Genomic DNA, 14,241 nt, shown 5'->3' on the forward strand with positions numbered 1-14,241 from the left:
GATCAAAGGAGATCGCCATGACCACCACCACGCCCCTGACCTCCGACCTCGACCTCTTCAGCGACGAGGCGCTCACCGACCCGTACCCCCACTACAAAGCGCTGCGCGATCTGGGCCCGGCCGTCCACCTGACCCGCCACGGCCTGTGGTTCATCTCCCGCTACGAGCAGGTGCGTTCGGCCCTCGGCGACTGGGAGACCTTCTCCTCCGGTCAGGGCATCGGCCTCAACGACGGCTTCAACGACGCCTGGGGCAGCGCCCTGATCAACATGGACCCGCCCGCACAGACCGAGCAGCGCAAGCTGTTCACCGACCGGCTCTCCCCGCGCGCGCTGCGCCCGGTCGCCGCGGACATCGACCGCCGGGCCGACCAGCTGGCCGCGGATCTGGTGGCGCGGGGTTCCTTCGACGCCGTCACGGACCTGGCCCAGGACCTCCCCGTCCACGTGATCATGGACCTGATCGGCTGGCCGGCGGAAGGCCGCGACCAGCTGCTCGACATGGCCGCGGGCTGGTTCGACTCCGCCGGACCGGCCTGTCCGCGCACGGCCGCTTCGGTACCGAAGGTCGAGGCCCTCATGGGCTACCTCGCCGAGGTCGTCGCCAAGGAGAACCTCGTACCCGGCGGCTTCGGCTGGACCCTGCTGGAGGCCCACAAGGCGGGCCAGATCCCCGTCGAAGGAGCGATCGGCCTGCTCGCGGGCTATGTGGTGGCCGCCTTCGACACCACCATCAGCACGATCTCCAGCGGCATGTGGCTGTTCGCCCGCCACCCCGAGCAGTGGGACCTGCTGCGCTCCGAACCTTCGCTGGTGCCCGCCGCGTTCAACGAGATCGTACGGATCGAAAGCCCCATCCAGGTCTTCTCCCGGACCACCACCCGCGAGGTGGATCTCGGCGAAGGTGTGGTGATCCCGGCGGGTGCCCGCGTCCTGCACAGCTACGGCGCGGCCAACCGCGACGAGCGGCACTTCCCCGACCCCGACCGCTTCGACATCCGCCGCAACCCCGTCGACCACCTCGGCTTCGGCTACGGCAACCACGCCTGCGCCGGTCAGGGCCTCGCCCGCCTCGAAACGCACGCCGTCCTCAAGGCTCTGGCCGCCCGCGTACAACGGATCGAACTGACCGGCGAACCGGTCCGCGCCCTGAACAACATCACCCGCGGCTTCCAGAGTCTGCCCGTACGCATCCACTGAGCCACGTACACCCTCAAGGCGGCCGGGGCGGTCGGCGCCGAGATCTGTACGGCTGTGGCCCACAGCGTGCCGCTTCGAGCGCGGCCACCGCATCCGCGTCCAGGTCTCCAGCGGCGACTTCCCCGTGGCAGGCCGGCGCCGAGGCATGATCGCGAGGGTTCCACCACGTACCAGCAGGGCCCCGCTCATCTCGCGTGCGCGGGATGATGGTCAACGGCGCGTCTGCGTCACGACTAACAGGTGGGAAAGGGTGGGTCGGTGGCACGGGACTCGCAGATCACGACGGCCGAGCAGGCGGCGAACGACAAGCTGGTACTGGCCTTCGGCTGGCTGCAGGGAGCCGCGAACCGGCTGGAGTACATCCTGGGACGGGCCATCGAGAAGGAGTGCGGGATCAGCCACCTGATGTTCGAGGTGCTGCTGATTCTGGGCCGGGCCGGAGAGCCGGGAATGTCGATGCGGGCCATCGCGCAGGAGCGGGTCCTCACCACGGGCGGCGTGACACGGCTGGTGGACCGGATGGAGGCAGCGGGCCTGGTGGCCCGCGACGAGAATCCGGGAGACCGCCGGGGACGGCTGGTCAGACTGACCCGGCTCGGAGAGGAGACCGCGGTGCGGGCGGCCCGCCTGCATGCCGAGAACGTGCAGCGGCTCTTCCTCGACCAGTTGCCCCCGGAGCACCGAGAGCAGTTCACGCGCGATCTGCGGACGCTGAGCTTCTCGGCGCGCGACGCGCTGCCCCGCCTGCGCTGAGCCGAGTAGACCACCAGCCCCAGCCCGGGCACCGGTGCCCGGGCTGGGGCTGGGGCTGGTAATGCCGAGGTGGATCGATGAGTTTCACCGTGAGGAAATACCTGACACGTCAGATACTGTTGTCTCAGTCGAAGGTCCGCGGAAGGCGGATCCGGTAACCGAGAGGCCCATCCTCATGAAGCTCGTCTACGTCTTCGACGCCTACTGCGGCTGGTCGCACGGTTTCGCGTCGACCTTGGCCGAGGTGGTGCGACGGCGCCCCGACCTGGAGGTGGACGTGGTGTCCGGTGGCCTGTTCACGGGTTCGCGCCGGGTGCCGATCCGCGAGTTCGGATACGTCCAGGGCGCCAACGCCAAGATCAGCGAGCTGACCGGGGCGGAGTTCGGGGCCGCCTACGAGCGGCTGATCGCGGACGGCTCGTTCGTGATGGACTCCGAGGCCGCCGCGCGGGGTGTGGCCGCGTTGCGGCAGGCCGCGCCCGACCGCACCGTGGAACTGGCCGCCGCTCTGCAGCACGCGTTCTACGTGGACGGCCTGAGCCTGTCCGACCCGGCCACCTATCGGGCGCTCGCCGAAGCGGCCGGCCTGGAGGCGGAGAGCGTCGTCGCCGCGTTCACCGCGCCGGAGTCGGCCGCCGCCGCGCAGGACGACTTCGTACGAGCGGCCGGCCTGGGCGTGGACAGCTTCCCCACCCTGCTGGCCGTCACAGGCGACCGCAGCACCACGGTCCTGGCCGTCGGCCATGCCACCGCCGAGGAGATCAACCGGCGCCTGGACGCACTCACCTCCGTGTCCTGACCGCTTGTTCCCCGCCCCCTTTTCGTCGCTCCCCCCTCTCCCATGGAAGGAATCACCATGAGCACTCTCGATTTCAAGGTCATCGACCTGGACTTCCCCGTCGGCTCGAAGAACAAGACCGCCACTCTGATCACCGGCGAGGAGGAGGCCTTCCTGATCGACGCCGGGTTCACCCGCGCGGACGGCCACCGCCTGGTCGCCGAGGTCCTCGACTCCGGCAAGACGCTGACCAAGGTCTTCATCAGCCACGCCGACCCCGACTTCTACTGGGGTGCCGAGGTCGTCGCCGACGCCTTCCCCCAGGCCGAACTCTTCGCCACCCCGCTGGTCATCGAGCACATCCGGGACGCGTACGAGGGCAAGCTCAAGGCCTGGGAGCCCGTCGGCGTCAACCGCCCCACCCGGCTGGTCGAGCCGGCCGAACTGACCGGCGACATCACCTTCGAGGGCCACGTCTTCCAGCTCAAGGGCGGCCTCCCCGGCCTGCCCGACCGCCACTACCTGTGGCAGGCCGAGCACCGGGCGATCGTCGCCGGCGTGCTCCTCTTCCAGAACGAGCACGTCTGGGTCGCCGACACCGCCACGCCTGAGTCCCGCGCCGTATGGACCGAGCTGCTGGATGAGATGACGGCCCTGGACCCGGCCTTCGCCGTCCCCGGCCACCGGCTGCCCACCACCACCCTCGACGCGAGCCCGATCGCCTACACCCGTGACTACCTCACCGTGTTCGAGACCGAACTGGCCAAGGCCGACAGCGGTGAGGCCCTCACCAAGGCGCTGATCGCCCGTTACCCGGACGCCGGCATGCTCATCGCGGCCCAGCTCGGCGCCAAGGTCGCCAAGGGCGAGATGACCTGGGGCTGATCCCGCCCCTTCCCGGCGGTCCGGTGCCGGGCGCCCCCACCCGGCACCGGACCGCCCCACCCCGCAGCCACCTACGCCGCCGACCCAGCTCCTCACCGGCGCCGTTTCCTCCTGGCCCACACCACCAGAAAGGCCACCACTGTGACCGAGACGACCGGCTTCCACACCTCCACCGCCCCCGCCGACGTGGTGCGGCGCCAGTATCTCGCCTCCGCCCACGGCGACCTCGAGGCACTGCGGGCCACCCTGGCCGACGACGTGGAGTGGACCGAGATGGCAGGCTTCCCGCTGGCCGGCACCTACCGCACCCCCGAGGGCGTCACCTCCGCCGTCATGGAACAGCTGGCCAAGGACTGGGACGACTGGACCGCCCACGACGACACCTACGTAGTCGACGGCGAGAACGTCGTGGTGCTGGCCCGCTACACCGCCACCAACAAGGCCACCGGCAAGGACATCAACGTCCGCGTCGCCCATCACTTCATCGTCCGCGGCGGCCTCATCGTCCGCTTCGAGCAGTTCGTGGACACCGCCAAAGTCCGCGACGCCATGTCCGCCTGACATACCTTCACCTGGAGGTCGGCATCGCAGCGGATGACGTCCACCGCTGTACGCGGCTCCGCCGCTGCTGAGTATCGGTCAAAGGAGGGGTCCGCCCGCACTTCGTCCTGGACAAGATCGCCGGAGGATCGCCGGATCAGAAGGCCCCGTAGCGAAACCGTTGCCGTTCCATCGGAAGTCCCCCACAGCGACGGCATAGTCTTTGGTGCCGTTCAGCGATCCCAGTTGAACGCCCGAACCGGTCCGCTCCAGGCAAGTCCGGGGCGGCAGTTCCGTACGAAGCTGCATATGGCAGCCAGCGTTCTCTTACGTCCAGGGGGAGTTACACCATGCGATCCATACGCCCGCTCTTCGCCGCCCGTCGAGGGAGGAGCACGCGCCGCGGGCCCTCCCCCATGCTGGCGGCGGTCGGACTGGCCACCGCACTGGCCCTGACGGCCACCGCTTGCGACTCGGGCGGCGACACGAACGCGGGCGGCGACGCGTCCGCCCCCGCGGCCACCGGCGGCGACGACAAGATCCAGATCCCGGACGACATCCCGGACGACATCCAGGACAGGCTCAAGGAGCACGGGATCGACCTGGACCAGTGGAAGGGCGGCGCCTGGAAGAACTGGGACAAGGACGACTGGCTGCGCGAGGCCGGCGATTTCGTCAACCCGATCATCGAGGACCTGTGGGACCCGGACCGTATGCGCGAGGCCGAGGACCCGGACCAGGGCAAGGGCGTCGACGAGAGCGACCTCGCCGGTGACCAGGGCGTCACCGACCCGGAGCCGGCACCCGTGGACGCGCAGCCCGTGCAGGCGGCGTACCACGACAACGCCCCCGAGGCGGGCAAGGTGTTCTTCGACTCCCCCGAGGGCACGATGGTCTGCTCGGCGACCGTCGTCGAGGACCCGGCCAACCCGGGCAAGTCCAACCTTGTGTGGACCGCGGGCCACTGCGTACACGCCGGCAAGGCGGGCGGCTGGTACCGCAACATCGCCTTCGTGCCCTCGTACAACAACGACGCCAAGTCGGCGGCGGAACTCACGAACGCCACCCAGGAGGAGGTCGCTCCGTACGGCGTCTGGTGGGGCAACTGGGCCCAGACCTCCGACCAGTGGATCGAGCAGGGCGGCGCGACGGGCGGCCAGGGCGCCTCGTACGACTTCGCCGTCATTCATGTGACGCCGGAGGAGGGCAGTGGCGGCAAGTCCCTGGAGGAGACGGTCGGTTCGGCACTTCCGGTGGAATTCGACGCCCCGGCCGTGGCCGAGGTCGGCACGATCACGGCGACGGGCTATCCGGCCGCGAAGCCGTTCGACGGCGAGACGATGCACCAGTGCGAGGACGAGCCGGGCCGGCTCTCACTCGCCAAGTCCGACCCGACGATGTACCGCATCGGCTGCACGATGACCGGCGGTTCATCCGGCGGCGGCTGGGTGGCGAAGGGCTCCGACGGCAAGCCCGCGCTGGTGTCCAACACTTCGATCGGCCCGGTGACCGCGGGCTGGCTGGCGGGCCCGCACCTGGGCACGGAGGCCAAGGGGATCTACGACGCGGTGAGCGAGAAGTTCGCGGGGCAGTGACCGCACGCTGACGTGTGAAGGCCCGCCCCCTACGAGAGGGGGCGGGCCTTCATCATATGAAGCTCTCCGGATCAGCGGAGCTCCGTGTGACTCCGTGTTCAGACGGCGGGCGCCGGAACGTACGGTGCCAGCTCAGCCGCCAGTTCCTCGTGCACCCGTACCTTCAGCAGCGTGCCCTCCGGGGTGTGTTCCTCGGAGATCACCTCGCCGTCGGTGTAGGCGCGGGCGACGAGTCGGCCGTGCGTGTAAGGCACAAGCGCCTCCAACTCGACTGCGGGGTGCGGCAGTTCGACGTCGATCAGCGCGAGCAGCTCATCAATGCCCTGGCCCGTACGGGCCGAGACCGCGATGGAGCGCTTCTCGATCCGCAGCAGCCGCTGAAGCACCAGCGGATCGGCCGCGTCCGCCTTGTTGATCACCACGATCTCGGGTACGTCCGTCGCGCCCACGTCACGGATGACCTCGCGCACGGCGGCCAGCTGCTCCTCCGGCGCCGGGTGGGCGCCGTCGACCACGTGCAGGATCAGGTCGGAATCGCCGACCTCCTCCATCGTGGAGCGGAACGCCTCGACGAGGTGGTGCGGCAGGTGTCGTACGAATCCGACGGTGTCCGCCAGCGTGTAGAGCCGCCCGGTGGGTGTCTCGGCCCGACGCACGGTCGGGTCGAGGGTCGCGAACAGCGCGTTCTCGACCAGGACGCCCGCGCCCGTCAGCCGGTTCAGCAGCGAGGACTTACCCGCGTTGGTGTAGCCGGCGATGGCGACCGATGGCACCTTCTTGCGACGGCGCTCCCGGCGCTGGATGTCGCGGCCGGCCTTCATGCCCGCGATCTCCCGGCGCATCTTCGCCATCTTCTCGCGGATACGGCGCCGGTCCGTCTCGATCTTGGTCTCACCGGGACCACGGGTGGCGAGGCCGCCGCCCTTACCGCCGCCCATCTGACGGGACAGCGACTGACCCCAGCCTCGCAGCCGCGGCAGCATGTACTGCATCTGCGCGAGCGCGACCTGTGCCTTGCCCTCTCGGGACTTGGCGTGCTGGGCGAAGATGTCGAGGATCAGGGCGGTCCGGTCGATCACCTTGACCTTGACGACGTCTTCGAGGTGGATCAGCTGGCCCGGCGAGAGCTCACCGTCACAGATGACGGTGTCCGCGCCGGTCTCGAGCACGATGTCACGCAGCTCGTTGGCCTTGCCGGAGCCGATGTACGTGGCCGGGTCCGCCTTGTCGCGGCGCTGGATCACGCCGTCGAGCACCAGAGCGCCCGCGGTCTCCGCGAGTGCGGCCAGCTCCGCGAGGGAGTTGTCCGCGTCGGCCGCGGTCCCCGAGGTCCACACCCCGACGAGCACGACTCGCTCAAGACGCAGCTGGCGGTACTCGACCTCGGTGACGTCCTCGAGCTCGGTGGAGAGGCCTGCGACTCGGCGCAGTGCCGCGCGGTCGGAGCGGTCGAACTGGTCGCCGTCCCACTCGCCGTCGATCGCATGGCTCCAGGCGACGTCCTCTTCCATCAGGGCATCGGCCCGAAGGCGTTCGGGGCTGTTCTGCACGAGGCTCTGCTTGTCCTGGGAAGGGGAAGAAGAGGAGGTCATTGGGTCCTTACGTCGATGGGGATCTATGGGGCGACGAACTGCGGTCCGTCACTTGATACAACGTGCGGGGCCGCCGGGAGATTCCCGGCTCTGGAGTCCGTCCGGCGGATCATGCCGGAGACCCGGGGTGCCGCGTCGTCGACCTGATGATGGTTGCACGGCACGCCCGTCTCGTCATCTGGGTTATCGACGGCTCTGTTGTCGACGGCTCTCGATTTCTGAGTCATCGGTGGCTCTCGATCTGAGGCGTCGAGGGTTGTGGCGCGTGCTTCGCGCCCTTCTCGGCGGGTGCGACGCTGCGCCAGTCCGGGTGTCCCGGCATGGGCGGGGTCTTCTTGCCGTACAGCCAGGCCTTGAAGAACGCGCTCAGATCGCGCTCCGCGACGGCCGAGGCGAGGCGCTCGAAGTCCGCGGTCGTCGCGGTGCCGTCACGGTGGATCCGCACCCAGGTCCGCTCCAGCCGCTCGAAGGCCGGGCGGCCGATCTCCTGGCGCAGCGCGTACAGGACCAGGGCGCTGCCGCCGTAGAGGTTCGGCCTGAAGATGCTCATCTTCCGGCCGGGCTCGGGGGCCTTGGGCGCCGCGGGCGGGCCTCCGGCGGCCCGCCAGGTGTCGGACGCCCCGTAGGCCTCACGCATCCGTGTCTCGAGGGGCTCGTCCGCCGTCTCTTCCGCGTACAGGGCCTCGTACCAGGTGGCGTGTCCTTCGCTCAGCCACAGGTCGGACCAGGTGCGCGGGGTGACGCTGTTGCCGAACCACTGGTGTGCCAGCTCATGCACCATGATCGACTCGACGTACCCCTTCGAGAACTCAGGACGTGTGAAGAGCTCTCTCTCGAAGAGAGAGAGCGTTTGTGTCTCGAGTTCGAAGCCGGTCCGCGCCTCGGCGATCAGCAGCCCGTACGTCTCGAAGGGGTAGCGGCCGATCTTCCGCTCCATCCAGGCGATCTGCCCGGGCGTCTTCTTGAGCCAGGGCTCCAGCTTCTTGCGGTCCTCGGAGGGCACTACATCGCGTACGGGGAGACCGGCAGGGCCGCCCCTGTGCACCACGGAGGAGCGGCCGATGGACACCTGGGTGAGTTCGGTGGCCATGGGGTGCTCGGTTCGGTACGCCCAGGTGGTGGCCCTCGCACGGCGGACCGCGCCCAGCGGCAGTCCGTTCGCCACGGCCGTGTAGCCGTTGGGCGCGGTGACACGGATCGTGAAGATCGCCTTGTCGGAGGGGTGGTCGTTGCCCGGGAAGACCCGGTGCGCGGCGTCGATCTGGTTGGCCATGGCGAGCCCGTCCTCGGTCCGCACCCAGCCGCTCTTCACGTCCTTCCTGGGCGTCGGGTCGCTGTCGTGGCCCACAGTGATCCGCATCCGGCTGCCGGGCGCCAGCCGCTTCGCGGGCGTGACCACCAGGTCCTCCCCCGCGCCGCGGAACTCCGCGGGCACACCGTTGACCTCGACGGATCGCACTGTTCCGTGCGAGTAGTCAAGATTGACCTGCTTCAACCAGTCTGTCGCCCGTGCGTCGATCGTGGTGACGGTCGGCAGCGGCTCGCTGTTGTTTCCGGAGTAGGTGAAGGCGAGGTCGTACGCCATGACGTCGTACCCGGGGTTGCCCAGGTGCGGGAAGAGGCGGTCGCCGATGCCGAGCGGCTCCGCCGGCGCGGGACCGCTCGCGGCGATGAGGCAGAGCGAGGAGGAGGCGGCCAGCAACGCCGTACGGAGCGGCCTGTGGGCCTTCGGGCGCGGAGCCGGGGTCCTGGAGGTGAGCGGCATGGACCACGGCTATCAGCGCCCGTTCGAGTGTGCGGTGACGACTCGCGCCGCGCACACTCGAACGGGTGGCCGATGGCCTGCTGATGGCCTGCTGATGGCCTGCTACGGAGTCGCCGCCTGGTGCTGGGCCCGGCCCACGTCGTACACACCCGGCACGTTGCGCATCGCCCGCATAAGTGCGGGAAGGTGTGCGGCGTCCGGGAGTTGGAGCGTGTAGGTGTGGCGTACGCGCTGCTGGCTGGGGGGTTCGACGGTCGCCGAGACGATGGCGACACCCTCCAGGGCGATGGCTTCGGTCAGGTCAGCGAGCAGATGCGGCCGCCCGAAGGACTCGGCGACCAGCGTGACACGGCACTCCGTGGTGTCACCCCAGCGCACGTCGACCTCCTTGCGCCCCGCGTCCTTCATGCGCGCCACCACAGCGCACTCCACGCGATGCACCGTCACCACTCCCCCGCGCACGACGAAGCCGGTGACCGCGTCGGGCGGTACGGGCGTACAGCAGCCCGCGAGCCGTACGGTCGCACCGGGCTCGTCCACGACTGCGTTCGCGCCGGAGGGCGGCGCGGCAGAGCTGTCGACGGGCGGCCTGAGGGGCGCGACGGAGATCTCCGCGTCCGATGTGGCGTCGGGCGAGGGATGCGTGGCGAGCCAACGCTGGATGGCGATGCGCGCGGCGGGCGTACGCGCATGCTCCAGCCACTCCCTGGAGGGCTCCGAGGACGCGTCCTGGCCCATGAGCAGTTGCACGGTGTCGCCGTCCCTCAGGACCGTACTCAGCGTCGCCAGGCGGCCGTTGACGCGCGCACCCATGCAGGCGTGCGCGTCCTCGCCGTACTGCGCGTACGCGGCGTCCACGCAGCTCGCGCCCGCGGGCAGCCCGATCGTGCCGCCGTCGGGACGTAAAACGGTGATCTCCCGGTCCTGGGCGAGGTCTTCGCGCAGCGTGGACCAGAACGTGTCAGGATCCGGCGCGGCCTCCTGCCAGTCAAGGAGGCGGGAGAGCCAGCCGGGGCGGGTGGGGTCGACGCGCTCGCCGTCACTGTCCAGTTGCTCCTCCGTAGGAGGAGCATAGGGATTGCCGAGTGCAATGACGCCGGCCTCGGCAACTTTGTGCATCTGGTGCGTACGGATGAGGACTTCGGCGACCTGGCCGACCATGGGGGTACCCCCGGGCGAGTCTGCTCGAGCCTGGGGTAGGGCGACGGCCGTGTGCAGCGACTGATACAGGTTGAACTTGGGGACGGCGATGAAGTCCTTGAACTCCGAGACCACCGGCGTGAGGCAGGTGTGCAGTTCGCCGAGCACTCCGTAGCAGTCGGCGTCCTCGTTCACGAGCACCAGGAGGCGTCCGAAGTCGACGCCGCGCAGTCGGCCGCGCTTGCGGGAGGTGCGGTGCAGGGAGACCAAGTGCCGTGGCCGGATGAGGACTTCGGCCTGCAGCCCGGCCTCGCGCAGGATTTTGCGCACCTCTTCCGCGATCTCCGCGAGGGGATCGTCGGCGCGCGCCGCGTTGTCGACGATGAGCCCCCTGGTGCGCTCGTACTCTTCGGGGTGCAGGATCGCGAAGACGAGGTCCTCGAGCTCGGTCTTGAGCGCCTGGACGCCGAGCCGCTCGGCGAGCGGGATCAGCACGTCCCTGGTCACCTTGGCGATACGGGCCTGCTTCTCGGGGCGCATGACGCCCAGAGTGCGCATGTTGTGCAGCCGGTCGGCGAGTTTGATCGACATCACGCGTACGTCGTTGCCGGTGGCGACGAGCATCTTGCGGAACGTTTCCGGCTCGGCGGCCGCTCCGTAGTCGACCTTCTCCAGTTTCGTGACGCCGTCGACGAGATAGCGGACCTCCTCTCCGAACTCCTCCCGCACCTGGTCGAGCGTCACCTCTGTGTCCTCGACGGTGTCGTGGAGCAGAGAAGCCGTCAACGTCGTGGTCTCCGCGCCGAGTTCGGCGAGGATCAGGGTCACGGCGAGCGGGTGCGTGATGTAGGGCTCGCCGCTCTTGCGCATCTGGCCGCGGTGCGAGGACTCGGCGAGGACGTACGCCCGGCGCAGTGGCTCCAGGTCGGCGTCGGGGTGGTGGGCGCGATGGGCCTCGACCACGTGGCTGATCGCATCGGGCAGCCTGCCGCGGCCCGCGGACCCCAGGAGCGCGGCTCGGCCGAGGCGGCGCAGATCGATGCGCGGGCGACTCCTCCTGCGATGCGCCTCGGGCGCGATCGGGCCGGGCGTCGCGGGGTTCGTGGCCTCCGCACTCATGGGCACCTCCGGCTGCTGGACCGACGGACGGGGCGCCCCATGGCGTACACGGCTCTGGGGATGATGTCGTTCCCCCGTCCGGGCCGGTGCTTGATGCTACCGAGCCCAACACGCTCGGCTGACCGCCTCACGCCGAGCGTGAAACGGATCACCCATTCGAGCGATGGTTCAGGGGTTTACGGTTTTGAGCCACTCGGCGTCGATCTCGCCCTCGGCAACGATCACCGCGGGTCCGGTCATCTCGATCTCGCCGTCGGGCCGCTCGGTGATCACCAGGCGTCCGCCGGGCACATCGACGGTGTACGTGGCCGGGGTGCGGGTCACGGCGGGATCTGCGCCGTCCCGTCTCGCCGCCGCCACCGCGACGGCACACGCGCCCGTACCGCACGAGCGGGTCTCGCCGGCGCCGCGCTCGTGCACGCGCAGGGCGACGTGCTGGGGGCCGCGGTCGACGACGAACTCGACGTTCACCCCGTCCGGGTACGCGGATGCCGGGCTGAACGGCGGGGGTGCGAACAAGTCTCCGGCGTGGCCGAGGTCGTCCACGAAGGCGACCGCGTGCGGATTGCCCATGTTCACGTTGCGCGCGGGCCAGCTGCGCTCACCGACGCTCACGGTGATGGCCCCTTCGGGGAGGAGCGCCTTGCCCATGCCGACGGTGATGTCGCCCTCCTTGGCGATGTGCACCCTCTTCACGCCCCCGCGCGTGGCGACCGCGATGTCCCCTTCGGTCACCTGTCCGGCGCGCTGGAGGTAGCGCGCGAACACCCGCACTCCGTTGCCGCACATCTCCGCGATCGAGCCGTCGCCGTTGCGGTAGTCCATGAACCACTCCGTCTCGGCGGCCATCTCCTTGGCTTCGGGGTGCACGGCGGACCGTACGACATGCAGCAGACCGTCTCCGCCGATGCCCGCGCGGCGGTCGCAGAGGGCGGCGACGGCGGCCGGGGGCAGGTCGATGGCGTTCTCGGGGTCGGGGACGATCACGAAGTCGTTCTCGGTCCCGTGCCCCTTGAGGAAGGCGATCCGCGTGCTCATTCCTCGATCGTACGGGGTGGGTACGACACCGCGGCCCGGGTGGGGCGGGGCCTCAGCGCAGGCGGGCCACCCGCCACACGGCGAGGACGACGACGAGGGCGACGATCACGGCGTACGCGATCACGACCCGCCAGTCCGGTCGGCGGCCGGAGCCGCGCTGCGGCAGGCCGGGCCAGGTGTAGCCGACGCGACGGGCGGCCATCATGCCCCAGCCCGCAGCGCAGGAGGAGATCAGCAGGCCGAGCATGGCGATCATGGCCCCGCTGTCGCCGAAGTCGAACGCCAGCGGGAAGGCGAACATCAGGGAGCCGAGCGCGGCCAGGCCCACGATGGGCGCGAGCTGCCAGATCCGCAGTCGGCGCTGCGGACGCAGCTCGACCTCGACCTCGGGCTCCGCGAACATCTCGTCGGGCCCGGGTCCGTCGGCGGTCACGCCGCCCGGGGTTTCGTCGGGCCCGTCGGGGCTCAGTCGGTCCCCGTCCGGATCCTGCTGATCCCTTACGGTGTCGTGCTCCGTGCCTTGTGCGGTGTCGCGAGGGCCGGCCTCCATCGCCACGCGCCCTCCCAACTCGGACTCCACTTGGTCGATCGAAGCTCGATGATGGCACGGTGTCAGAGGCCGGGATGTCGGGCGGAGCGTCCCGATGCCATGACGTGATCAGGCTGTAACCGGTCGTTCGACCAATCTCAGAGCGTGCCGGGGAAGTTCCGTGAGATCCGCCGCGGCCCCACTGAGCCAGTGCACCCGCGGATCGCGCCTGAACCAGGAATCCTGACGGCGCGCGAAGCGCTTGGTGGCGCGTACGGTTTCGGCCCGCGCCTCGTCGTCGGTGCACTCTCCGGACAGGGACGCCAGAACCTGCTGGTAGCCGAGCGCCCGCGATGCCGTACGCCCCTCACGCAAGCCTCGCGCCTCCAGCGCGCGTACCTCGTCGACGAGTCCTTCGTCCCACATGCGGTCCACCCGGCGGGTGATGCGGTCGTCGAGTTCGGGGCGCGCCACGTCGACGCCGATCTGCACGGTGTCGTAGATGGAGTCGTGGCCGGGCAGGTTGGCGGTGAAGGGCTTGCCGGTGATCTCGATGACTTCGAGGGCGCGGACGATCCGTCGTCCGTTGCTGGGCAGAATCGCGTGGGCCGCCTCGGGATCGGCGGCGGCCAGCCGGGCGTGCAGGGCACCCGAGCCGCGCAGAGTCAGCTCCTCCTCCAGGCGGGCCCGCACTTCGGGATCCGTACCCGGAAACTCCAGGTTGTCGACGGCCCCCCGGACATACAGGCCGGAGCCGCCCACGAGGATCGGCCAGCGCCCCTCGGCAAGGAGGGCGTCGATGCGGGCGCGCGCGAGCCGCTGGTACTCGGCCACGCTCGCGGTCACCGTCACGTCCCAGATGTCCAGGAGGTGGTGCGGGATGCCTCGACGCTCCTCGGGCGTCAGCTTGGCGGTACCGATGTCCATCCCCCGGTAGAGCTGCATGGAATCGGCGTTGACGATCTCGCCGCCGAGTTGCTGGGCCAGCTGAACTCCCAGATCGGACTTTCCGGCCGCGGTGGGACCGACGACGGCGATGACCCGCGGGGCGGGAGCTGCACTACTCACCGCAACAGTCTCGCAAACCTCGGGGCCTCTCCTCGAACGAGTTACGTGACGCCACGGATCCGGGGTCGTTGCCTGTTGCGAGGTTCCGGCCGCCGGTTTTGAGGACCGGCGACCCGGGCGACGCAATGGGACGCACCGGGCGGCACGGAATTTCGCCCACACGAGTAGGGTATGGAGACGATATGGGTGTTTTGGCACGGCTTCTTCGGAAAGATAAGCCTAAGTCCAAGAGGTCGGAGG

Annotated in this window: 12 protein-coding genes and 1 pseudogene; 7 read left to right on the forward strand and 6 right to left on the reverse strand. The window is 69.6% G+C overall.

Going from position 1 to position 14,241, the window contains the following annotated elements; genetic code table 11:
- Positions 1–17 precede the first annotated feature (17 nt).
- The 7 genes and pseudogenes from OP79_RS05900 to OP79_RS05925 all read left to right on the forward strand — a co-directional run bounded on the left by OP79_RS05900 (position 18) and on the right by OP79_RS05925 (position 5,750).
- Positions 18–1,199 (forward strand): cytochrome P450, encoded by a 1,182-nt coding sequence (locus tag OP79_RS05900; protein ID WP_033318894.1) that lies wholly within the window; start codon positions 18–20, stop codon positions 1,197–1,199.
- Positions 1,200–1,233: 34 nt separating this feature from the next.
- Positions 1,234–1,605 (forward strand): annotated as a pseudogene (locus OP79_RS56805) (CocE/NonD family hydrolase C-terminal non-catalytic domain-containing protein); the annotation flags it as partial.
- Positions 1,509–1,952: a MarR family winged helix-turn-helix transcriptional regulator gene (locus tag OP79_RS05905; protein WP_245685230.1), complete on the forward strand. Its 444-nt coding sequence runs from the start codon at positions 1,509–1,511 to the stop codon at positions 1,950–1,952. The pseudogene OP79_RS56805 and the gene OP79_RS05905, both read left to right, overlap by 97 nt.
- A gap of 175 nt (positions 1,953–2,127) precedes the next feature.
- Positions 2,128–2,751, forward strand: a complete 624-nt coding sequence (locus tag OP79_RS05910) for a DsbA family protein (RefSeq protein ID WP_033318896.1) — start codon at positions 2,128–2,130, stop codon at positions 2,749–2,751.
- A gap of 57 nt (positions 2,752–2,808) precedes the next feature.
- A complete protein-coding gene (locus tag OP79_RS05915) occupies positions 2,809–3,615 on the forward strand; it encodes an MBL fold metallo-hydrolase (protein ID WP_033318897.1) in 807 nt (268 codons plus the stop codon).
- Between the two features lie 141 nt (positions 3,616–3,756).
- A complete protein-coding gene (locus tag OP79_RS05920; RefSeq protein WP_033318898.1) occupies positions 3,757–4,176 on the forward strand; it encodes a nuclear transport factor 2 family protein in 420 nt (139 codons plus the stop codon).
- A 329-nt stretch (positions 4,177–4,505) separates the two neighbouring features.
- Positions 4,506–5,750 (forward strand): trypsin-like serine peptidase, encoded by a 1,245-nt coding sequence (locus tag OP79_RS05925; protein ID WP_106972297.1) that lies wholly within the window; start codon positions 4,506–4,508, stop codon positions 5,748–5,750.
- A 98-nt stretch (positions 5,751–5,848) separates the two neighbouring features.
- Here OP79_RS05925 and hflX read toward each other — a convergent pair whose 3' ends face one another.
- The 6 genes from hflX to miaA form a co-directional block, all read right to left on the reverse strand.
- Positions 5,849–7,342 (reverse strand): GTPase HflX, encoded by a 1,494-nt coding sequence (gene hflX / locus OP79_RS05930; protein ID WP_033318899.1) that lies wholly within the window; start codon positions 7,340–7,342, stop codon positions 5,849–5,851.
- Between the two features lie 223 nt (positions 7,343–7,565).
- Positions 7,566–9,107: a M1 family metallopeptidase gene (locus OP79_RS05935; RefSeq protein WP_051744431.1), complete on the reverse strand. Its 1,542-nt coding sequence runs from the start codon at positions 9,105–9,107 to the stop codon at positions 7,566–7,568.
- Positions 9,108–9,209: 102 nt separating this feature from the next.
- Positions 9,210–11,366, reverse strand: coding sequence for a RelA/SpoT family protein (locus tag OP79_RS05940; protein WP_033318900.1), 2,157 nt, complete (start codon positions 11,364–11,366; stop codon positions 9,210–9,212).
- 168 nt (positions 11,367–11,534) lie between these two features.
- Complete coding sequence (dapF, locus tag OP79_RS05945; RefSeq protein WP_033318901.1) at positions 11,535–12,404, reverse strand: diaminopimelate epimerase; 870 nt, start codon at positions 12,402–12,404, stop codon at positions 11,535–11,537.
- Between the two features lie 52 nt (positions 12,405–12,456).
- Complete coding sequence (locus tag OP79_RS05950; RefSeq protein WP_033318902.1) at positions 12,457–12,954, reverse strand: hypothetical protein; 498 nt, start codon at positions 12,952–12,954, stop codon at positions 12,457–12,459.
- A gap of 108 nt (positions 12,955–13,062) precedes the next feature.
- A complete protein-coding gene (miaA, locus tag OP79_RS05955; protein ID WP_033318903.1) occupies positions 13,063–14,001 on the reverse strand; it encodes a tRNA (adenosine(37)-N6)-dimethylallyltransferase MiaA in 939 nt (312 codons plus the stop codon).
- Positions 14,002–14,241 lie beyond the last annotated feature (240 nt).

The sequence above is a fragment of the Streptomyces yerevanensis genome (assembly GCF_000716805.1).
Taxonomy (GTDB): Bacteria; Actinomycetota; Actinomycetes; order Streptomycetales; family Streptomycetaceae; genus Streptomyces; species Streptomyces flaveus.